The 21125-nt window shown below is 51.6% G+C and carries 19 protein-coding genes and 1 pseudogene; 4 read left to right on the top strand and 16 right to left on the bottom strand.

The features are described 5' to 3' along the window. Positions 1-156: 156 nt before the first annotated feature. Positions 157-672: a 3-hydroxyacyl-[acyl-carrier-protein] dehydratase FabA gene (gene fabA, locus KHQ09_RS17835; RefSeq protein ID WP_028233733.1), complete on the bottom strand. Its 516-nt coding sequence runs from the start codon at positions 670-672 to the stop codon at positions 157-159. 268 nt (positions 673-940) lie between these two features. On the opposite strand from fabA, the gene irrA reads away from it, so the two are divergent. After that, positions 941-1378, top strand: coding sequence for an iron response transcriptional regulator IrrA (gene irrA / locus KHQ09_RS17830; RefSeq protein ID WP_022711350.1), 438 nt, complete (start codon positions 941-943; stop codon positions 1376-1378). 28 nt (positions 1379-1406) lie between these two features. Here the strand turns inward: irrA and olsA are convergent, their stop codons facing one another. The 3 genes from olsA to tsaB are packed head-to-tail and all read right to left on the bottom strand — an operon-like array spanning position 1407 to position 3414. Then, the gene (olsA, locus tag KHQ09_RS17825; RefSeq protein WP_075653970.1) at positions 1407-2222 is read right to left on the bottom strand and encodes a lyso-ornithine lipid O-acyltransferase; all 816 of its coding nucleotides are present in this window, start codon (positions 2220-2222) and stop codon (positions 1407-1409) included. Further along, entirely contained in the window at positions 2219-2719 is a 501-nt protein-coding gene (gene rimI, locus KHQ09_RS17820) for a ribosomal protein S18-alanine N-acetyltransferase (protein ID WP_151158796.1), read from the bottom strand. The genes olsA and rimI overlap by 4 nt, the downstream gene beginning before the upstream one ends. Beyond that, positions 2716-3414, bottom strand: a complete 699-nt coding sequence (gene tsaB, locus KHQ09_RS17815) for a tRNA (adenosine(37)-N6)-threonylcarbamoyltransferase complex dimerization subunit type 1 TsaB (RefSeq protein WP_213599683.1) — start codon at positions 3412-3414, stop codon at positions 2716-2718. The genes rimI and tsaB overlap by 4 nt, the downstream gene beginning before the upstream one ends. 271 nt (positions 3415-3685) lie before the next feature. Here tsaB and dps point away from each other — a divergent pair, with 271 nt between their 5' ends. After that, complete coding sequence (gene dps / locus KHQ09_RS17810; RefSeq protein ID WP_213599681.1) at positions 3686-4183, top strand: DNA starvation/stationary phase protection protein Dps; 498 nt, start codon at positions 3686-3688, stop codon at positions 4181-4183. Between the two features lie 63 nt (positions 4184-4246). Here the strand turns inward: dps and KHQ09_RS17805 are convergent. Continuing rightward, positions 4247-5463 (bottom strand): annotated as a pseudogene (locus KHQ09_RS17805) (serine hydrolase domain-containing protein). A gap of 162 nt (positions 5464-5625) precedes the next feature. Further along, entirely contained in the window at positions 5626-6891 is a 1266-nt protein-coding gene (locus KHQ09_RS17800; RefSeq protein WP_213599679.1) for an aminopeptidase, read from the bottom strand. Positions 6892-7043: 152 nt separating this feature from the next. Between KHQ09_RS17800 and KHQ09_RS17795 the strand changes: the two genes are divergently transcribed. Beyond that, positions 7044-7331: a hypothetical protein gene (locus KHQ09_RS17795; protein ID WP_213599677.1), complete on the top strand. Its 288-nt coding sequence runs from the start codon at positions 7044-7046 to the stop codon at positions 7329-7331. Positions 7332-7401: 70 nt separating this feature from the next. Here KHQ09_RS17795 and KHQ09_RS17790 read toward each other — a convergent pair whose 3' ends face one another. The 9 genes from KHQ09_RS17790 to KHQ09_RS17750 all read right to left on the bottom strand — a co-directional run bounded on the left by KHQ09_RS17790 (position 7402) and on the right by KHQ09_RS17750 (position 17698). Further along, positions 7402-8343, bottom strand: a complete 942-nt coding sequence (locus tag KHQ09_RS17790; protein ID WP_238481685.1) for a cell wall hydrolase — start codon at positions 8341-8343, stop codon at positions 7402-7404. 546 nt (positions 8344-8889) lie between these two features. Then, positions 8890-9576, bottom strand: a complete 687-nt coding sequence (phoB, locus tag KHQ09_RS17785) for a phosphate regulon transcriptional regulator PhoB (RefSeq protein WP_022709193.1) — start codon at positions 9574-9576, stop codon at positions 8890-8892. 123 nt (positions 9577-9699) lie between these two features. Next, entirely contained in the window at positions 9700-10422 is a 723-nt protein-coding gene (gene phoU, locus KHQ09_RS17780; RefSeq protein WP_022709192.1) for a phosphate signaling complex protein PhoU, read from the bottom strand. Between the two features lie 117 nt (positions 10423-10539). Beyond that, complete coding sequence (pstB, locus tag KHQ09_RS17775) at positions 10540-11313, bottom strand: phosphate ABC transporter ATP-binding protein PstB (protein ID WP_028233202.1); 774 nt, start codon at positions 11311-11313, stop codon at positions 10540-10542. Positions 11314-11380: 67 nt separating this feature from the next. After that, positions 11381-12697: a phosphate ABC transporter permease PstA gene (gene pstA / locus KHQ09_RS17770; RefSeq protein ID WP_022709190.1), complete on the bottom strand. Its 1317-nt coding sequence runs from the start codon at positions 12695-12697 to the stop codon at positions 11381-11383. Beyond that, positions 12694-14181: a phosphate ABC transporter permease subunit PstC gene (pstC, locus tag KHQ09_RS17765; protein ID WP_213599675.1), complete on the bottom strand. Its 1488-nt coding sequence runs from the start codon at positions 14179-14181 to the stop codon at positions 12694-12696. Before pstC ends, pstA begins: the two co-directional genes overlap by 4 nt. Before the next feature lie 76 nt (positions 14182-14257). Then, the gene (locus KHQ09_RS17760; protein ID WP_022709188.1) at positions 14258-15304 is read right to left on the bottom strand and encodes a PstS family phosphate ABC transporter substrate-binding protein; all 1047 of its coding nucleotides are present in this window, start codon (positions 15302-15304) and stop codon (positions 14258-14260) included. Between the two features lie 205 nt (positions 15305-15509). After that, positions 15510-16583, bottom strand: a complete 1074-nt coding sequence (locus tag KHQ09_RS17755; protein WP_075654715.1) for an AI-2E family transporter — start codon at positions 16581-16583, stop codon at positions 15510-15512. A gap of 266 nt (positions 16584-16849) precedes the next feature. Then, positions 16850-17698: a DMT family transporter gene (locus KHQ09_RS17750; protein ID WP_022709186.1), complete on the bottom strand. Its 849-nt coding sequence runs from the start codon at positions 17696-17698 to the stop codon at positions 16850-16852. Positions 17699-18381: 683 nt separating this feature from the next. Here KHQ09_RS17750 and KHQ09_RS17745 point away from each other — a divergent pair. Then, positions 18382-19704 carry an MFS transporter gene (locus tag KHQ09_RS17745; protein WP_213599673.1) on the top strand — a complete coding sequence of 441 codons (1323 nt, stop codon included), beginning with the start codon at positions 18382-18384 and terminating at the stop codon, positions 19702-19704. Between the two features lie 66 nt (positions 19705-19770). Here KHQ09_RS17745 and guaD read toward each other — a convergent pair whose 3' ends face one another. Continuing rightward, complete coding sequence (gene guaD / locus KHQ09_RS17740; RefSeq protein ID WP_238481684.1) at positions 19771-21096, bottom strand: guanine deaminase; 1326 nt, start codon at positions 21094-21096, stop codon at positions 19771-19773. Between the last annotated feature and the right edge of the window lie 29 nt (positions 21097-21125).

The raw sequence follows: 21125 nt of genomic DNA, 5'->3' as shown, positions 1-21125 counted from the left end.
TGAATGACACCCTGTTTTTGCGGATGCCGCTACGCGGTTACATAAGTGCGACTTTTACATATTTTGAGAGCGGCCACATAAAAGCTTTCAATTAAATGTGGTCGCGCCCGTGGATAATACTCTTTTTGAGGCTATGCCCGTCGCGGTCTTTGCGACTTACGACTCACTGTCTTTCGACAGGCCTACGCGCAGGTCACTTGCCTTATAAATTGTTTCGCCGTCTGCTTTGAGCCAGCCGTCAGCTGTCCCCAGAACCAGACGACCGCGCATCACGCGTTTGAAGTCGATACCATATTGCAGAAGTTTGGTATGCGGACGCACCATGCCTTTGAATTTTACTTCGCCGGTCGACAGCGCCATACCGCGACCCGGTTCACCGAGCCAGCCGAGGAAGAAGCCGGTCAGCTGCCACATACCGTCGAGGCCGAGACAGCCAGGCATGATCGGATTGCCCTGAAAATGGCAAGGGAAATACCAGTCATCCGGGCTCACATCGTATTCAGCGCGGATATAGCCTTTGTCGAACTCGCCACCGGTTTCGGAGATTTCAGTGATACGGTGTACCATCAGCATCGGCGGCAGAGGCAGCTGGGCATTGCCCGGACCAAACATTTCACCGCGAGCGCAGCTGAGAAGCTCCTCATATCCGTAACTTGACTTCTGCTCTGCCATTACCGACTCCAATCATTTATCTGTCTGTTGTCTGGACAGCCCGAAACGAACATACTCGTCAGGCTCAGACAAAATCTTTGCACACCCCTAACACAGAGTGTTTCCTGCTGTAAAACACCTGCAAGAAACTATTTGCCTGTCAAGATATACAGGAATAGCTATTGCCAGTCATTCGTTCAGCGCATATATCAATCTTGTGACAGGATGGGCAACAGCCCTCAAGCATTAATTTTGAACCAATTTGTTTCAAGCTTCTGACAGGTCAGTGATGAATATTCATTCCTCCCATGCCAGCAACGCTTCGATTGAGGAGCGCCTTCGGATCGCCGGTCTCAGACCGACGCGTCAGCGGGTTGCGCTTGCCAGCCTGATTTACGCCCATGGTGATCGCCATCTTTCCGCAGAAGAACTGCATGAAGAAGCTGTTTTTGCTTCCGTGCCGGTTTCTCTTGCCACCGTATATAATACGCTGCACCAGTTTACTGAAGCCGGTATGCTGCGGATTATTTCGGTCGAGGGATCGAAAACCTATTTCGACACCAATATTTCCGACCACCATCACTTTTTTGTCGAAGGCGAAAATATTGTCTTCGATATTCCTGATGGTGAAACCGGCCAGCCTGTCGTCAGCAACCTGCCGAAAGCTCCGGAAGGCATGGAAATCGTTAATGTCGATGTGATTGTGCGCTTACGTCGTAAAGACTGACACACCTGCTTAAAATAAATCCGGAATTTTACTGATCTTCCGCTGACGGGGTGATTTCGCGCCCCATCAGTGAGCTCTGCAGCATTGTGGTCACGCGCTCTTCCATGATGCGTGCCAATTCTTTGCGGCTGGTATCTGCAGACACACGCATCGGCTCACCAAAGCGGATCTCAACATCAATCGCGCCTTCTTTGAGAATACCTTTGAGATGCGGCATCAGCTGCACGTCGCCCGGCCATGAGGCAATCGGACGGTGAAAACGCCCCATCGGCATTCCGTGAACTCCCGTATAGGCGATGGAAACCGGCTGCACGATCACCTGCTCCTCACCTGCCTCACGGATGGCCGCATGGGCTGCGCCGAATAATGATGTTTTAAACGGCAGCACACGGTTACCATCCGATGTTGTACCTTCCGGAAACAGAACCATCGCATCACCGCCAGCCAGACGGAGGGCAATATCCGAGGCCTGCTGTGCAGTCCGGCCTTTTTTCTCACGCTCAACAAAGACAGTGCGCTGCAAAACCGCAAAAGTGCCGAAAACCGGCCATTTTCGCACTTCGGATTTGGCGATGAAACAGACATTGGCAACGGAGGATAAAACGACAATATCGCTCCATGACACATGATTGGCGACCAGCAGTAACGGGCGATCCTGCACGATCTCGCCCTTTACCTTCACGCGAAATCCCAGCAACCATGCAGCAATCCGATGGAAAAAACGCGGCAGCGATTGCTGCCAACCCAAACGCGCTTTGACAAACAGATATTGAAACGGCACCAGCGAAATAACCAGACTGACAAACAAGCCGAGTATGACCGCAATGCGTATGGCACCGATCATGATACGCTCATCGCTTCCGGAAATTGCCGGCGCAAAACCAGCGCATTGCTGCGCCCGTGACCGGTTTCATAATATGCAGGCCGCTGCCCGACCTGAATAAATCCGAGGCGCCGGTAAAGCGCCTGCGCTGCCACATTGCTCTCATCCACCTCAAGGAACAGACTTTCCGCCCGCTCATGATGCAAATGGCGCAAAACAGCTTCCATCAGATCCCGTCCTATGCCACGACGCTGAAAAGCTGATGACACTGCAATCGTCAGAATTTCCGCCTCACCGGCAACCAGACGCGCCAGTACAAAACCGGCAGCCTGTTTTGGCTTTCCCACAGGACGGGCAATAAAACCGAAAATATTGCCTTGCGAGAGCATGCCTGCAAAATCTTCCTCGCTCCATGCATGGTGGAAAGCCGGTGCATGGAGATCCGCAAGCTCAGCGCAATGTGCCTGTATCAGCGCTTCATAAGCAAAACTCTGGCGCGAAAAAGGAAGACCGATCATCCGCGCTCCTGATCCGACTGGCGGCGGGGCAGTGCAAATCCGGTCTGAGGTTTTACATCCGGCCCGCGCATATAAAGCGGCTCAGGGGGCATGCCTGCCTCACGCTGTGCCGCAAGACGCGCAAAAGTACCGATGGATGCATGGGCGGATGCAGTGATGATCCGGCGCTCGCTGCCCTCTGCTGTCTGTAATTGCTCTGCGCCACTACCCGCCAGTGCATAATCATCACCAAGTTGCTGCAAAACCGGCAACAGCTCTGCCTCATTACCGGCCAAAGGTGTGGTTGAAGCTTGTCCCTGCGCATCAAAACCCTGCGCATAAATATCACCGCGATAGGCAGACAGGGCAATCAGCACAGGCTGTGCCGGTGCTTTGGTCTGTATTTCATGGCACAGCGCTTCAAAACCGCTCACACCGATCACCGGACAGGATAATGCCAGCCCGAAGCCACGTGCCGCAGAAACACCGACACGCACGCCGGTAAATGAACCAGGGCCGATATTGACCGCGATACGGCTGATCTCATTGCGGGAGATTTTTGCAATCTCAAAACACTGCGCAACATAATCCAGCAGCAATTCCGCATGGCCTTTGCCGATATCATGGCTGACCTCAGCAAGAAGCTGCTGCGTCTGCGGGTCATAAAGGGCGGCAGCACATAAACTGCCTGCGGTGTCGAGAGCAAGTATAGTCATGGCTTACGACCTAAAACAGAATTCGGTTATCGGCAAGTACAGGCAGTCAGGTTGCGTAAGAATTCTGCCTTGTCAGCTCAATAGGGCAACACCGATATCTATACAAAATGATACACAAAAATCTGCTTAAACTCTTTAAATCACTGGGAACAATCCTATCTTTGATACGTTAGGTTTATAGCAGTATCTGCTGCTTCCGGTTTCTTGTGCTGCCACCTCCCGGCAGCCCCTCAGGCAAACGAAAATTTGTCCCTTCATAAAGGAAATCACTATGTCTGCATCCAAACTGAAAAATCATCCGACAAAAAACAATCTGCCGACCAATGCCAAAACCACGGTCATTGCCCTGCTGAACAAAAATCTGGCTGCGATCCTTGATCTTGCGCTGATGACCAAGCAGGCACACTGGAACCTCAAAGGCATTCAGTTCATTGCTGTTCATGAAATGCTGGATACATTCCGCACCGATCTTGATGAACATTCGGATGCAATTGCAGAACGCGCCGTTCAGCTTGGCGGCACTGCGCTTGGCACAAGTCAGACCGTGACTGAGGCGAGCATTCTCAAGCCATATCCGGAAGATATTTACGCCATCAAAGACCATCTTCATGCGCTGATCGATCATTACGGCGCTGTTGCCAATCTGGTGCGCCAGTCCATCAAAGATGCCGCGGAAGCAGGCGACGATGACAGTGCGGATATTTTCACCGCTGCATCCCGCAGCCTCGACAAATCCCTGTGGTTCCTTGAAGCGCATATTCAGGAATAATCAGAACAGATTTCCGAAACACCGCCTGTCCCGGGACAGGCGGTGATTTAAATTGGTGATGATTTAAAGAGCGTCAGCAATGGCCTGAAAAACAATAATGCTCTCGTCTTTCATTTTCTGACCATCCTTGTTGTAATCCGCATAGGCGGAAGTTTTGGCAATCACCACTTTGCGCTCAGGATTGACGTAGATAAACTGCCCGTAAATACCGACAGCGACAAAATCCCCCTGCGGTTTCCCCGGTATCACCACTGATAGCCATAGCCCAGCGGCTTGCCTTGCTCAGGATCATCCCTGCCCGGCATAAGATGCGGCGCATCCGGTGTAACGGAAGCATGTACCCATTCAGTCGGCACCAGTTGCTCACCTTTGAAATTTCGCCCTTCATTCATATAAAGCAGGCCGAAACGCGCATAATCACGCAACACCGCATTCAACCCGCCTGCCGAGACTGCATCACCCTTTGCATCCGCCAGCCAATAGGCATCAGCCTCTGCGCCCAGACGCGACCATAATTTTTCCCTGAAATAATCGGTCATCGGTTTGCCGGTTGCGCCTTCCAGCACCATAGACAGCACCTGCGTATCGGCGGAAACATAAATATTGACTGTGCCCTGCTCCCGCACTTTCTGCAGATGAGCAGTGAAATCTTTCACCGAGCCGGTCAGAATCTGGATAATGTAGCGCACAATATCGGATGAAAGATCGCCATAATCCTCGTTAAAGCCGATCCCTGATGACATTTGCAGTGCGTTCTTGACGGTCACCCCTTTGTAGCCGCCCTCAGCCAGTTGCGGTGCATAATGATCCACAGTCTGATTTATATCGATCAGACCATCCCGCACAGCATTGCCAATCAGAAAGGAAATCGTGGATTTCGACATCGACATGGCGATTGCCTGCGTTGCAGCCGTATTGCCCCGCTCATAGCGTTCATAGGCAACAGCACCGTCTTTCAGCACGATGAAACCGGTTGTCTGCGTGCGTTCCAGCCAGTCAGCAACCCGTTTTGTCTCTCCCTGATAAAGATAGGTTTCAGGCAAAGATCTTTCATTCTGCGGCAAGGGGCTGGCTTCGCCGCTATGTTCTACACGGATAGACGGGTAGATTTTATAAAGTGAGCGGAAATTTTCATCAATCACATCGGGCTTGAATGTATTGGCATATTGATAGACCGCATAATATTCATGAATTTGCTTACGGAAAACAAAGCCCACACCTGCCGCGATAATCAGCAACAGAGCCAGACTATATAAGCTCATGCGCAGCGGTCTCTTCATGATGCAGCCCCTTCCGACACAATTATCAGCCCGCTTACGATAAACCGGATTATCGCTCCGGCAAGCTGCAATTCCCGAAATAGTTTCAAAAACAACAATAGCCGCCGCTTGTTAAAAAAAGCGGCGGCTATTGTTATGAAAGTATCGGGAATTCAGATACTATCAGGCAACCCATTCGCCTTTGCGCATCACAGGCACAGATGTACCATCCTGTGCAATGCCGTCCACGTCGATCTGATTGGAACCGATCATCCAGTCAATATGGATAAAGCTCTTATTGCCGCCCTGCGCCGCAATCTGTTCCGGCGTGAGATCAGCACCATTGATGAAACATTTGGAATAGCACTGACCAAGCGCAATATGGCTGGCAGCATTTTCATCAAACAGCGTATTATAGAACAGCAAGCCGCTCTGCGAAATCGGTGAGGAATGCGGCACCAGAGCCACTTCACCCAGACGACGGGCGCCTTCATCCGTATCCAGTACCTTCTTCAGCACGGATTCGCCCTTGCTGGCTTTGGCCTCAACAATCCGGCCGCCTTCAAAACGCACGCGGATATCATCAATGATCGTGCCCTGATGTGACAGCGGTTTGGTGCTGGAAACAGTCCCTTCCACGCGCAGAGCATGCGGCGTTGTGAAGACCTCTTCCGTCGGAATATTCGGATTACAGGTGATGCCGTTTTTAGCGGTCGATGAGCCACCATGCCATTCATGGCCATCAGCCAGACCAACAGTCAGATCCGTATCCGGTCCGGTGAAATGCAAAGCGCGGAAATTACGCTCATTGAGGATTTTGGTACGTTTGCGCAATTGCGCATTATGGTCTGCCCATGCGGCTACAGGATCAGCATTATTCACACGCGATGCGGCGAAAATTGCTTCGGCCAGTTTATGTGTCGCCACATCCGGCGCATCATCCGGAAACACCAACTTTGCCCATGACGGGTTCGGATAGGAGACGATATTCCAGTTAATGTCGAAACCGGCAATTTTTTCCAGCGCAGGCTGATAGGCCATCGACAGCGCTTTATTGGCGCGGGCAACTTTTCCTGCATCCTGTGCGGAAAGCAGCATCGGATTATCGCCGGTGATTGCAAGGCGCGCTGCACCGCCTGCATAGGCTTTGGCCATGCCCTGATAAAGCCAGTCACTGGCGTGGTCGAAGCTCTCATCCGGCGCATATTGGAAACGCGACAGCGCCATATCTTCATCGGAGAAAAACGGTGTTACCAGTCCTGCTCCGGCTTTATAGGCATGTTCCGCAATGCGACGCACCAGCGGCAATGCGATAACCGGCGCGGTAATGACCAGATCCTGCCCTTTACGCAATTGCAGACCGACTTTAACCGCAACCTCTGCCAGCTTATCCAGTTTAACCGGATCGATGATTGCATCCGTGTGATTGTTTTGGCTGAAATCTGACATCACATACTCCGCTTATTTTCATTGATCATCACAGATACTCCTGCAAGAGCCTGCAAGCTAGTGCTCTGTCAGGATTTTATATTGTCGCTGTAGCCACCGATGCGGAACAGCGTTAATATGCCATATGAAGTCATATTTATCGGAACAAATCCATGAACCGAAACTCCAATAATGCGCGATCATTTCAGAAGCTGAGTCTTGTTGCAGGACTGTTTGCGATAGCGCTGGCAGGCTGCACGACACTTACACCGGAACAGCAGCGTGCTGAGGATGAGAAAAACTGTCTGAGCTATGGTTTTAAACCCAAGTCTGAAGCCATGGCCAATTGCCTGCTGCAAATCCATCTCGACCGTCGCGCCGATATCCGCGCATGGCAGAATGAACGGCCGCAATTCTCCACACCGATGGTTATTTACCAGCCGGTGGTGGTGCCGCGCTGATCTTCATCTCCATAAATAAAAGCCCGCTTCGCGCGGGCTTTTTCATTTCAGTTGATAACAAGATACGGGATCAGCTTGCCGGTTCAGGGCGATCCTGCGTCAGCAACAATGCGCCGATCGCATCAACTTTTTGCTTGTTCATATCTTCCGCACCTGCTGCAAAAGTATTCTGCGTTGCGGAGGCTGCAACCGGTTTGGTTTCAAACGGCAGCTGCGCCGGAACCGGCGTATTTACAGCCGGTGCATGATAGGCAAGCTGCACCGGTACTTCCGCTGCAGCCGGTTGTGCAGCCTGCACATCCTGTCCGGCAGATGCCACCATCACCGGAGCAACGACAGGCAGACGGTCACCTTTACCGGCCTTAGCCGTATCCGTTACATCATAAATGCTATCCGGCATGGACTGGTTTCTTGGTTCATAGGCAGCCGCCAGATTATACGGGGTTTCAGGCAGCGGCGATTCCAGCGTACCGTCTCTGCGGCGCTTTTCGTAGAAAGAATTGCCACCGGCAACCAACACATAATGCATATTTCTATACGGGAATTTCAGGCCGGCCGTATGGAAGAACATTGCATTCTTCAGCTTCGGATGGCGTTCGCCTTTCAGCACGGAATCCGCCGCTTCTTTTACATCCGGCAAAGCTTTGGAATTCATGGCACGGGTCATAACGCCCGGTGCAAACTGGTTTTTCTGTCCGACAACGCCGCAAATGGTTTCCGGATATTTTTCCGAGACCAGACGATTCATCACCACCGTGCCGACTGCAACAAGGCCATCACGACTGGAGCGGGCAGATTCAAAGAACATTGCGCGCTCAAGGCATTCGCGGTCTCTGGAAGTGTATGTGTAGGTCTTTTTGCCATTACGGACGGTCACACCGGATTCCTTGGCAGACTGTGCAGCCTTGGCAGATTTGGAACCGGTCGAAGTCGTGGTGCAGCCAGCAAGGATAAACGGCGTGGCAACCAGAGCACCGATAAACAGTGTTTTCGCTAAATAAGAGCGTTTCAACGGTTCATCCTTATCAATAATTTCCCGTACACCCGGGTCACACAGAGATCCTGTGCGCGAGCCCCGGGAAATTCGGGGGCTATTAGGGCTAAATAAAGGCGCAAGGCCCGATTTATATTCGTGTTCCGGTTAGCGACAACCGGTTAAAATTTACCCCAAGAAAATGCGCCTTATTAGTTAACGCTCTGTTAACGCATTCTTTTGAGTGATTACTAAAATACGCAAGATTACGTAAAGACTTCACTAACCTAGTGAAATGAAGCAGCTTGCCGGATTATGGCTTTGCAGCAATTCCGGTACGATATTGCCTTATTTCACAACCTGATAGCGCCTCAGACACGGGCGCATCATGCAATTGACCGCCCTGTTGCGTTAGTCATAATTCATTACAGCGCGTTACAAATAACTGATATTTTGTGAAGGCAATTTGCTTTTATGACGCTATAGCCTTTGCAGACACGGCTTTCCGCAGAATCAGAAATATAAAAACCGGCGTGAATTTTCTTCACACCGGTTCAGTATTTTTCACAAATATCCGGCAGGTTATCAGCCGAAAGCATAACCGGCACCGCGAACGGTGCGAATCGGATCCACTTCACGACCGGTATTGATCGCCTTGCGCAGACGGCCGATATGCACATCCACCGTGCGGTCATCGACGTAAATATCCCGCCCCCAGATACCATCCAGCAATTGCGTGCGCGAGAAAACACGCCCCGGTGCCATCATAAAATATTCAAGCAGACGAAACTCTGTCGGCCCGAGTTTGATTTCGCGTTCCTTGCGGTAAACGCGGTGCTGCTGACGGTCGAGAACAATCTCGCCGACTTTCAGCACATGGGAAAGCACACTCGGATTGGCGCGGCGCAGCATCGCCTTGATACGTGCCAGCAGTTCCGGTGTGGAGAATGGTTTGACAACATAATCATCCGCGCCAACGGCCAGACCGCGCACACGCTCGGATTCCTCACCGCGTGCTGTCAGCATGATAATCGGCAGACGCTCTGTCTCTGCACGCTGACGCAGACGGCGGCAAAGTTCGATGCCGGAAACACCAGGCAGCATCCAGTCGAGAACCAAAAGATCAGGGACGTTTTCGCGTAAATAAATTTCGGCTTCATCGCCACGCAGGATCGTATCGACCTGATAGCCTTCAGCCTCAAGATTATAGCGCAGCAATTCGCTGATGGCTTCTTCGTCTTCAACAACCGCTATTCTTGGCGTGTGTGACATTGCGTATCCACTATTCGTTTAGACATAAGGGGGCATTTGCATTCCGGCACAGCCGGAATGCATGACGTTTATTCTGACAGGCAGGGCTGAATGCCCTGCATATCGGCTGCCGGTTAGAGCAGCTTAGTTTTTATGCAATTCGTCGAGAACGACGTCATGGCTCAGATCATCTTTCGGACGATCCGGCGGCATCTGATTACCGGTGACAATATAATAGACCGTCTCGGCAATATTGGTGGCATGATCGCCGATACGCTCAATATTCTTGGCGCAGAACAGAAGATGCGTACAGGCCGTAATATTGCGCGGATCTTCCATCATATAAGTCAGAAGTTCGCGGAACAGCGATGTGTACATCGCATCAATTTCATCATCGCGGTCGCGGACAATATTGATCTGGGTCACAGAACGCGTTGCATAGGCGTCCAGCACATCTTTTAGCTGGGTGCGGGCAAGCTCTGCCAGTGTTTCTAGACCGCGATAAAGCTTCACCGACTGACGTGTTTCCGAAACGGCAACAACACGCTTGGCAATGTTTTTGCCCATATCGCCAACGCGTTCCAGATCCGCTGAGATACGGATCGCGCCGATAATTTCGCGCAGATCCACAGCCATCGGCTGACGCTTGGCGATAATCATAATCGCCTTGTCATCAATTTCACGTTCGCCTGCATCAAGGATCAGATCCTCGGAAATGACCCGCTGTGCCAGCGCATTATCGGCAGTAACAATCGCCTTGATGGACTGTTCCACCATACGCTCCGCATGACCGCCCATTTCGGCGATTTTACGGGCGAGAAACTTCAGTTCTTCATCATAGGACGTAACCGTATGCTGTGACGGCATGGAAATTTCCTTATCCTGTGGCACTGCCAAAGCAGTCTGTAAAACTCCAGAGCATTTCCGGCTTATATTGCCTCATAGAAAATGCTCTATCTTGTTTGTTTTTACGCGTAAGCTCGATCAGCCGAAACGACCGGTAATATAATCCTGCGTACGTTTTTCTTTCGGCGTGGTGAACATCATATCCGTGTCACCGACCTCTACCAGATTGCCCAGATGGAACATGGCTGTGGTCTGCGAAATACGCGCAGCCTGCTGCATTGAGTGGGTCACGATGACAATCGTATAGTCACGGCGCAACTCGTCAATCAGCTCTTCCACTTTCGCGGTTGCAATCGGGTCAAGCGCCGAACAAGGCTCATCCATCAGAATAACTTCAGGGCTCACCGCAATTGCGCGGGCAATGCAAAGACGCTGCTGCTGACCGCCGGAAAGACCTGTGCCTGCATCATTGAGGCGATCTTTCACTTCTTCCCAGAGGCTGGCGCCACGCAGGCTCTTCTCAACGATGACATCGAGATCCGCACGGCTGCGCGCCAGACCATGAATGCGCGGGCCGTAAGAAACATTCTCATAGATCGATTTCGGAAACGGATTTGGCTTCTGGAACACCATGCCGACACGGGCACGCAGTTCCACCACGTCGATTTTCGGATCGTAAATATCCTCGCCATCGAGCGTGATAAGACCTTCAACGCGGCAACCTTCAATCGTGTCATTCATACGGTTGAGCGAGCGCAGGAAAGTCGACTTACCGCAACCGGACGGGCCGATCAGCGCGGTTACGCTGTTTTCTTCAATATCCAGATCAACGCCGTGCAAAGCCTGTTTTTCACCGTAGAAAACTTTGACCTTGTCCCCGCGCATTTTGATTTTTTTTGGCAAGGCGTTCATCTTTTCTCCGAGTGTTTTCTCTAAAGTATAATCATTCATCAGGTTCATGATCGCAACTCCGTCCCGATTACCATCTGCGCTCAAAACGGCGGCGCAGAATGATTGCGGCAATATTCATCACAGCGAGGAACAGGAGGAGCACAATAATCGCACCCGATGTCCGCTCTACAAAAGCACGTTCTGCTTCATTAGCCCACATGAAAATCTGTACCGGCAGCGCAGTCGCAGGATCCATTGGGGTAACTGGAGCATTGGCAACAAAGGCAACCATACCGATCAGCAGCAGCGGCGCTGTTTCACCCAATGCCTGAGCCAGACCGATAATCGTGCCGGTCAGAATGCCCGGCGCGGCCAGCGGCAGCACATGGTGGAACACAACCTGCGTTTTGGAAGCACCAAGCCCCAGAGCCGCAGCACGGATTGATGGCGGCACCGCACGCAAAGCTGCGCGCGTTGCAATAATAATGGTTGGTAGAGTCATCAGCGTCAGCACCAGACCACCAACCAGCGAGGCCGAACGCGGCATGCCGAAGAAGTTGATGAAAACCGCCAGCCCCAGCAGACCAAACACGATGGACGGCACCGCAGCCAGATTGTTGATGTTCACTTCAATAATATCCGTGAAGCGGTTTTTACGCGCATATTCTTCCAGATAGATCGAAGCAGCAACGCCAATCGGCAGAGCAAAGACCAGCACGATCAGCATCATATAGAGCGAGCCGATCAGCGCCACGCCCAGACCAGAGGTTTCCGGACGGCTGGAAGCACCCATTGTAAACAGGCCGGTATTGAAGGACTGACGCATAACGCCTTCATCCTTCAGTGTCTTCATCCAGCCAACCTGAAGATCGGAGACTTTACGCTTGCTCTGGTCAACCGACAGGTCGATCTGACCTTTATTGGCCGAGTCAATATCCGCAGCCGCAAGGAATTTGATTGTCTGGGTTGTGCCGATCAGTTTCGGATCAGCCATCACCATTTCACGCAATTGCAGACGAACGCCATCCGAATAGAAACGGGTCATATCGCGCATGGCAGGACGGTTGGATTTCTCCACACCGAGCTTGTCAGCCAATGCATTGCGCACCAGCAGCGGATAATTCGCTGTAATCAGCACATTCGGATTGCTGGCACGTTCATTGGACGGATCGATCACCTTCTCATCCAGCAGCACCGGAATTTCAATCGTTGTCTGCCAGAAGGCTGTGTAGCCTTTGGAGAACACCGAGAAAAACAGCGCACAGAGGAAGAAGATACCGATTGCAATCGCAATCACACCATACATGCGGAAACGGCGTTCTGCAGCATAGCGGCGCTTGATGCCAATATCACGGCGGGCAGGTGCGGTTGAAGTTGTCTTGGGAGTGAAAACAGCGTCGGTCATTCATATTGCTCCCGATATTTACGCACAATGTAGAGAGCGAAAATATTCATCAGCAGTGTCAGGAAGAAGAGCGTAATACCCAGTGCAAAAGCCACCAGTGTCTGCGGTGAGTTGAACTCAAGGTCACCGGTCAGCTGGTTGACGATTTTTACAGTGATCGTCGTCATTGCTTCAAACGGGTTGAGCGTCAGATTGGCGGCCACACCGGCAGCGAGTACCACGATCATAGTCTCACCAATGGCACGGGAAGCGGTCAGCAGCAGCGCTCCGACAATACCCGGCAGCGCAGCAGGCAGGATCACACGCTTGATGGTCTCGGAGCGGGTAGCACCCAAGCCCAGAGAACCGTCACGCAGGGAGCGGGGCACGGCAGTGATAATATCGTCGGACAAAGAGGATACGAACGGGATCAGCATCACGCCCATCACCAGACCGGCAGTGAGCACACTCTGCGCCATGATGAAACCCTGACCACCGGTCAGCGCGGCACTCAGGTCACGCAGGAACGGGCCAACTGTGACCAGCGCGAAGAAACCGTAAACAATGGTCGGAATACCGGCCAGCACTTCCAGCAGCGGTTTGACGATAGCGCGGGTTTTGGCACCGGCATATTCCGACATATAAATCGCGGCGAACAGGCCAACAGGCACCGCGAAGACCATTGCGACCAGCGCGATATAAAGCGTACCGGCCAGCAGCGGGATCAGGCCGAACTGACCATGCGAATCTGTTGCGCCGGCAGCGGCAAAACGCGGATCCCAAACCGTTCCGAAGAAGAACTCATAGGCCGGAACATCGCTGAAGAAATTAATCGTCTGAAACAGCATCGAAAAGACGATGCCGACAGTGGTAAGAATGGCGATTGTCGATGCAGCAATCAGCCCCCACAGCACAATGCTTTCCACATTGTTGCGGGCGCGGACGCGCGGTGCAATTGTCATCCAGCCAAAGATAAATCCGGCAATAGCCAGAGCAATCGTCAGACCTGCGCGGATATTCGAGGATAAGGCGGCTGCCTTGTTCCATTGTACCGCAACCGGCACCATTACATCCTGACCTTCTGTCGCCAGCGCGATGCCTTTTTCAGCCATCAAAGCGCGAACTTCAGAATAGGTCTGCGGCAGGTTTTCACGCTGCTGCGGATCAAGACGCTCAAACCCGTGTGCGAGGCTTTTCACCACGCCGAGCGACAGGCTTTCGCTGTAATTTTCAGTGTTGCCGAGAGCATCCTGCAACTGCGATTTGGCAGTCTGCTCCAGATAGACGGTGGCGCTCAGCGACCAGACGACAAATAAAATAATTGCCGGCATGACTGTCAGAGAGAAAACCCACCATCCGTGATAATGCGGACGGGAATGTGGTTTCTCTTTTTTATCTGCCACGTTTTTTACGGTATTCAATTGTGCAACCGCTTTGGCACGGCCAAGGAAAAACCCTGCGATGCCCAGCACGAAGACAATTGTTAAGACCAGCATGATCGACATTTAAATTCCCTGATCACCGTCCACGACAAAAGACAATCCGGGCGCAGAGCTTGTCTGCACCCGGACCATATTCAAATTATTTAACCTGCATTACAGTACCGGCTGCAAATGCATCGCGCTGTTCTTTGCGCTCTGCTTCCGGTGCCGGAACCAGACCATAGTCTGCCAGCGGGCTTTCATCACCAATCATCTGATCGGAAAGGAAGAATTCCACATATTCTTTCAGACCTGGGATCACGCCCAGATGCGCTTTCTTCACGTAGAAGAACAGCGGACGGGAAACCGGATATTCGCCTTTGGCAATGGTTTCAACGCTTGGAACGATATCGTTCACAGTTGCAACCTTCAGCTTGTCAGCATTGTTTTCATAGAAGGACAGGCCGAATACGCCAACGCCGGTTTTATTGGCGCTGATACGGGCGAGTGTTTCGCTGTAATCACCGTCAATATCAACAGCCTTGCCATCTTTACGCACAGCGATACAGGTCTTGGCAGCTGCCTTGTCATCTGCACCACCGGCTTTGATGACTTCCAGCGCGCCGCTTTCTTTACAACCGTCAGCGAGCAGCTTTTCTTCGAAAACTTCACGGGTACCGTGTTTTTCACCCGGAATGTAAGCAGCAATATCCCAATCCGGCAGAGCAGCGTTAACCTGATTCCACTTGGTGTTCGGATTATCTACCAGTTTGCCGTCTACAACGATTTTCGCTGCAAGAGCCTTGTAAACATCAACCGGAGCCAGCTTCCAGTCCGGACCGTTAATGTCGGTTGCGAACACGATACCGTCATAACCGATGCGTACTTCCTGAACATCTTTTACACCTGCATCGATGCAGGACTGCAGTTCAGAAGACTTCATTGCGCGGGATGCATTGGCGATATCAATTGTGTTTTCGCCTACACCTTTACAGAAGTCTTTGATGCCTGCGCCCGAACCGCCGGATTCAATAACAGGGGTTTTGAAATCCGGATAGGTTTCGCCGAAAGTTTCAGCAACGATCTTGGCATATGGCAGAACGGTTGACGAACCGGCAACCTGAATCTGGTCGCGAGCCTGAGCGGCAGTAGCACCGGCTACAGCAGCAATTGCCAATGCAGCAGTCGTTGTAATCAGCTTGTTCATAGGAGCAGCTCCAGTTAGAAGAATGAGGTAACGTTTTGGACGTTACCAGCCATCTACGCGCTCTATATAACAGCTATATGACACTAATATTACAGGTTTGTATCAGTGCTCAATTCAGCATTTTATAATAAAAAAATGCAGTTTCCCGCACGACCAATACAGAGCCAGAAAATTCGGACCCTGAAAGCAAAATGAAAACAATCTGTTAGGATGGCTTCGCTTTTTCCTCGCCGGTCTCGTTCTCATCTTCTGTGGTCTGCGCCGACAAGAAATTGCCCACATGGCGCAATGTTTCAAAGTGGTCACAGAAAACTTTTATGACAACCAGAAGCGGCACCGCTATCAGGGCGCCGATGAAGCCCCACAGCCATGACCAGAAGGCAACGGCTACAAAAACCGCAACCGTATTCAGTTCCAGACGCCGGCCGATAATGGTCGGTGTCACAATCTGCCCTTCGAGAATATTACAGGCCAGCACAAAAGCCGGAGCCAGCATGGCATAGGCGATCTGGTCAAAGGACACGATGGCAATGATCCCGACCACGACAATTGTCGTCAATGCGCCGATATAGGGCAGGAAATTAAGCAGCGCCGCCATCACACCGAAGACAAACGGTGTCGGCATCCCCAATGCCCACAACCCCAGACTGATTGCCAGCCCCAAAAGCCCGTTAATAACCGTGATCGTCAGCAGATAGCTGGAAATAACCTGTTCCACATCATAGACGACACGCAAGGCACGCTTCTTTTCGCTCAGCTTGCCAAAAGACTGGATGATCTTTTCATAGAACATGGTTCCCGAGGCAAGAATGAACAGCGTCAGGATAAATGTCACAGCAATTGTCGTGCCGCCTGACAAAACATTGCCCGCAGCCTGTGAAAGAATGCCGGGCTGCGCCAGCGAAACTGTCTGCACTTTCGGATCCTGTCCCATTTGTGCGACCTGATCGACCTGTTTGCTGATATTGAGCAAATGTTCTGCGGGTGCGCGCAACCGGTGCAGCTTCTCTGTCAGCTCCCGCCCGATTTCCGGTGCTTCACTCACCATTTCTGTAACCGGCCCACTTAAAAGATAGCCGGTCACTCCGATGAAAGAGAAAGAAAAGACCACAAGCAGAGTGGCCGAAATAGCTTCGGAAATGCCGAGTCGTTTTTTGGAGAAACGGACAATCGGTGTCAGCATCAGCGCCAGCAAAATGGCCAGCGTGACCGGCATGAAAAAATCCCGTGCAAAATACAGCGCATAAACCAGCATCATCAGAAAAATACCGGTCAGCATTGCACGGCCTGTACGCACATATTTCGTCAGATTTTGCAGATTTCCGCTTTCAGGCAAAGGATGCGCCGGATAAATCAGCTCATTTTCAGCATCGGATATCGACGTCTTATTATCATGCGGCATCTGCATCCGCCTCCCCCTCATTCCTATGCGGATTATTCCCGCTATGCCGGTAAATTAAGGGAGACAGCAATGCCGTCAATATAAAGCGATAAATATAGTCCGCCAGCCGGCATGATCCGGCTGGTTCAAAGCAAAAGCATATCTTAATTCAGCACCAGCCAGCCGGAAATCAGGATAACAACGGCACCGGCCAGCATGTGAATTTCCACCGGAGCGTTAAACAATAATGCCCCATAGAATAGCCCCCAGATAATCTGGCTATATTGAACGGGCGCAACAATCGCGGCAGATCCCAGACGGAAAGCTTTAACAATCATCGTCTGCGCAAAAGCAATCAGCCCGCCGCCGAGAAGCGCCAGCCCCAGATCCTGCCACTGCGGTGTAATCAGGCCGTTATAAAGTGCCAGCAATCCGGCAAAACAGGACTGGACAATCAGCAGAGCAACAACCAGCGCCTTATCGGACTCATCGCTTTTGGCACGGCGCAGCAAGACCTGTGCAATGGCGAAAAACAATGCCGAACCCAAAGCGGCCAGATGCCCCGCAGACAATGGTGCCGCGCCCGGCTGCAAAATCCAGATCACACCGGCAAAGCCGAGAAGAACGCCGAACCAGCCCCGCAAGGAGAGGCGCTCTCCCACCATGATAAAAGCAACAATCGCGACAAAAATCGGAGACAGAAAGCCCAGCACATAGGCTTCAGCCAGCGGCAAAGCCGAAAACGCATAATAGATCAGCAGCGTATTCATCGACAACAGCAGCGCACGGCCAAAGGCCAGTTTTGGATAAACCGGCAGCAAACGCTTGGCCTGCCCGCTGAGGCAGCCATGAACAACAATGAAAGACAGAGCAAAAACGGACAGCAAAAATGTTGTCTCATAAACACCGATGCGGGCGCTCAGTGTTTTGACAATTGTATCCGCCCCTGAAAATGCTGTGAAAGCAATAAAGGCGATCAAAGCTGCGCGGAGATTATGCGTTTGCGTATTCATTTGTCACTGCCGTAAAGGTGCCTGGCCATAAAAATACGGGGCCATAAATGTGCGGGTTTTCGGAGAGTATTCCGGCAGACTGGCGCTCCCCACACTCAGCCCCCTTCACATTCAGCATGTGACGTCAGATCAATTATCGGCACCAAAGCATAGTCTGAAACATAAGGCTCTGTTGCGAGCGCGACGTTACTGTTTCTTTTGAAGAAAGCAAGAGAGCTGTTTCGATTTCAACAATGACCCGTATCTATTCTTTTCAGCAGCTATGCAGATGCAATTTTATAACATTTTAAAACTCTCATACGCACGAAACTTTCAAGCATTTAAAGAATACAAGCCAATGCCTCATAAATTGCCCGCCAGCCAGTAGACAAAACCGATTTATCGGCATAGGCCGTTTACGTTAAAGTCAAAGAACCTCTCTGTTCAGGCATTTTTCAGGCTGCATCTCCCGATCAGTCAGGCTGTAGTTAAACACATGGTCTGGCTCTGTGCGCCGGATAATATCTGCGGCAGCAGAGTGTTTTTCGTTTCCTTTTTAGAGAACGGCAACACCGGATAAAGCATATCGCCTGAAACAAAATGGATAAACGTGTCTCCCAAGACGTTTCCGTTTTCAGTTTCTCAGGCTGATGTTTTGCTTTGCAAAATCCGGTTTTGCTTTTTGGTGTAAGATTGGATTTGAAATGTCGCCTAAAGACAATGCTTCACCGGCTCATTCGCCGGCGCCGGAGCTCGACCGAAAAACCCGCATAAAATCTATTCTCGGCGGTTCTGCCGGTAATCTTGTTGAGTGGTATGACTGGTATGTCTATGCTGCTTTTACGCTTTATTTTGCGCCTAAATTCTTCCCGTCAGGCAACCAGACAGCCGAGCTGCTGAGTGCTGCGGCTGTTTTCGCCGTCGGCTTCCTGATGCGCCCGATCGGTGCATGGATCATGGGTATTTATGCCGACCGCAAAGGCCGCAAAGCCGGTCTGACCCTTTCTGTTACGCTGATGTGTATCGGCTCGCTGATTATTGCAGTGACACCGGCCTATGAAACAATCGGCGTTATGGCACCGGCATTGCTGGTTTTTGCCCGCCTGTTGCAGGGTCTGAGTGTGGGTGGTGAATATGGCGCCAGCGCCACTTATTTGAGCGAGATGGCTGGCAAAAGCCGTCGCGGTTTCTTCTCCAGCTTCCAATATGTGACACTGATTGCCGGTCAGCTGACCGCACTTGGCGTATTGCTGATCCTTCAGCGTCTTCTCACACCGGAACAGCTCGGTGAATGGGGCTGGCGTATTCCATTCTTCATCGGTGGTCTGCTGGCGATCTTCGTCTTCTGGGTACGCCGTGGCCTTGTGGAAACAAAATCCTTCGACAATGCCAAAGGTGGCGACAAACCACGCTCCAGCGGTTTTGCCCTGTTCAAGCATTATCCGAAAGAAGCCTTCACCGTTCTGGCACTGACAGCCGGTGGTACGCTGGCCTTCTACACATACACAACCTATCTGCAGAAATTCCTCGTCAACACTTCCGGTTTCAGCAAGGAATCCGCCAGTGAAATCACTGCGCTCGCGCTGCTGATCTTCATGCTGATCCAGCCGCTGGCCGGTGCGCTTTCCGACCGCGTTGGCCGCAAGCCGCTGATGATCGGTTTCGGCGTGATGGGCGTGCTGTTCACTTATCCGATCTTCTCGACCCTCTCGACTACAACCAATCCATATGTGGCTTTCGGTTTGTCGCTGGCAGGTCTGATTATCGTGACCGGTTACACCTCGATCAATGCGGTGGTAAAGGCAGAAATGTTCCCTGCGCATATCCGTGCGCTTGGTGTTGCTCTGCCTTATGCGCTGGCCAACACGATTTTCGGTGGTACCGCTGAATGGGTAGCGCTGAAATTCAAGCTGTCCGGCTATGAAACATGGTTCTTCTGGTATGTGACAATCATGATCGGTCTTTCATTGATTATCTATATCCGCATGAAAGAAACCCGTGATCACAGCCTGATCCACGAAGACTAAAATATCTAAATTGAAGAACCGGCCGGAAATCACTTTCCGGCCGGTTTTTCTTTAAACTGCTTTTTGTCAGTGAGCCGTTTTCACCGGCTGACCAGCCACATAGGTTTCCACAATCGCACGGTCATCCCCGAGCGTCTGCAACAGGAACAATTCCTGCGCCAGATTGGAACCTGCATCCATACGCAGCCGCATGGCAGATGTGGCGCGGCTATTCAGCACCACAAAATCCGCTTCTGTACCTGCATCCAGCGTACCGATCCTGTCTTCCATCGACAGTGCCCGGGCATTGCCCAATGTCATCATATAGAATGAACCAAGCGGATTGAGCCGCTGACCACGCAATTGCAGCACTTTATAGCCCTCATCCAGCGTTTTGAGCATCGACCAGCTGGTACCACCACCAATGTCAGTCGCTACGCCAATACGCACACCGGCATCGCGCAGGCCGTCACGGTCAAACAGCCCGCTGCCGAGAAACAGATTGGAAGTCGGGCAAAATACCGCCACAGACCGGCTATCAGCCAGCACCTTCACTTCCCGCTCCGACAAATGAATGGAATGCCCGAGCAGGGTCTTTTCCCCAAGCAGGCCGTAATGCTCATAAATGCCGGTATAATCCGGCGCATCGGGATAGAGCGAACAGGTGAAATCAATCTCGGCATGGTTCTCAGACAGATGAGTCTGCACATAACATTCCGGATGCTCACGCACCAAAGCCTGCGCAGCCTCAAGCTGTGCCGGTGTCGAGGTGATCGCAAAACGTGGCGTGATCGCATAATCCAACCGCCCTTTGCCATGCCAGCGGGCAATCAGCGCCTTGCTGTCATCATAGGAAGATTGTGCCGTATCACATAAAGCGGCAGGCGCATTGCGATCCATCATCACCTTGCCGGCAATGTTACGCATATTCAGCCGCTCACTGGCGCGGAAAAACGCATCAACGCTTTGCGGATGCACAGAACCATAGACCACAACAGTCGTGGTACCATGACGCAGCAATTCTTCAATAAAGCGCTCGGCAATATGCTCGCCGAATTGCTCATCGGCATATTTCTGCTCTTCGATGAAAGTGTAATCATTGAGCCAGTCCAGCAGTTCCGCCGCATAGGATGCAACCACCTGACTTTGCGGAAAATGGATATGCGTATCAATGAATCCGGGCAGGATCAGATGCGGGCGATGATCGGTTTCCGGTGTGTCCGCTGATTTCTGCGTTGCAACAGTTTCATAATCACCAACAGCTTTAATCACCCCGCCCTCAACAAGCAGTGCACCATCTTCATGATAAATATAAGACGCTGTATCACTGATATCCTGCGGCTCGCGGATAAAGCTCAGAACACGCCCGCGGATAAGACGCTGATTATGCTTTTGTGTCATATTCACAGACATGAAAATACCCTCGCTGAAAAGCAGAAATA

Origin of the sequence: Pseudochrobactrum algeriensis, assembly GCF_018436245.1 — a bacterium.
Lineage (GTDB): Bacteria > Pseudomonadota > Alphaproteobacteria > Rhizobiales > Rhizobiaceae > Pseudochrobactrum > Pseudochrobactrum saccharolyticum.
The sequence above is the reverse complement of the archived record's forward strand: the minus strand, read 5'-3'. Positions and strand labels throughout refer to the sequence as shown.